Source organism: Streptomyces sp. CBMA123, from assembly GCF_014596465.1.
Lineage (GTDB): Bacteria > Actinomycetota > Actinomycetes > Streptomycetales > Streptomycetaceae > Kitasatospora.
The window spans coordinates 1-985 of the sequence record NZ_MECK01000506.1 but is presented as its reverse complement, the minus strand read 5'-3'; the positions used below and the strand labels follow the sequence as shown (position 1 = coordinate 985).

The window sequence follows — 985 nt, the reverse complement described above, 5'->3', positions numbered from 1 at the left end:
ACCAGCAGGTCCGGCAACACCCGGCTGCGGAACAGCCCGGCCCCCGCGCAGTGCAGCGCCACCACGACCGCCACCGCGCAGTACCCCGCCCACAGCGCCACCGGGCCGCCCCAGCGCGAGCGCAGCCCGCGCCGCGCCGCCACCCCGGCCCCCGCCCGGTACAGCCGCACCACCGCCAGGGCGCCGAGCAGCAGCGGAGTGACCGTCAGCGGGGCGTCCGCCCTCCCGCGCAGCACCGGCGCGCCGTGCCCGAGCAGCCAGAGCGCACCCGCCAACCGGGTGGCTCCGGCCGCGTCCGAATCCGCGTACGGCGTCGCCACCCAGAGCCCGAGCACCGGCACCCCGACCACCGCCAGGCCGACCAGCGCCGTCCGCACCCCCGCCAACAGGTCGGCCAGCACGGGGCGTCCACCCAATTCGCCCGGCACTTCCAGGATCGGACGGCCCATCAGCTGCGTCATGCGCCTCATGGTGCCAAGACGACTCGCCATGCTCCGTGAACCGGCAAACCGCCGCCGTGTCCCAGATTATTGTCTTATGCGCCTTTTCAGACCCTGCCCCCAAGCCGCCGTCGCCCCGGCCCGGAGCGTCTGATGACCACGCCCCCCACCCGCGCCACCGACCCGCTGCGGAAGCTGACCCCCCGTGAGGCCGAGGCCATCGCCCACCTGACCGCAGGCCACGGCCTCGACCACACCGCCGCCGCACTCGGCGTCACCACCGCGACCGCCCGTAGTTATCTCCACCGGGCCATGCGCAAACTCGGCTGTCCCACCGAAGCCGCCGCCATCGCCCTGCTCGGAACCGCACCCCCCGCCGGCCCGGGCCTGCGCCCCCCGGCCACCCCCACCGGCACCAACCGCACGCGAGTGGCCCCCACAGCCCCGGGAGAACGCAGCGGCATGACACAGACCACCCCGACCACCGGAGAGCCCGGCACCCCGGCGACGTCCGCGGCGGGCCGGCCGCAGCCGGCCGAACGAGG

At 75.8% G+C, this 985-nt stretch carries 2 protein-coding genes; one reads left to right on the top strand and one right to left on the bottom strand.

Translation table 11 applies throughout. From position 1 onward, the window contains the following. The coding region (locus BG452_RS35470) for a DUF6350 family protein (RefSeq protein ID WP_223243204.1) at positions 1-461 on the bottom strand (461 nt) is incomplete at its 3' end. A gap of 132 nt (positions 462-593) precedes the next feature. Between BG452_RS35470 and BG452_RS35465 the strand changes: the two genes are divergently transcribed. After that, on the top strand, positions 594-985 hold a 392-nt coding region (locus BG452_RS35465; protein ID WP_188308450.1), incomplete at its 3' end, for a helix-turn-helix transcriptional regulator.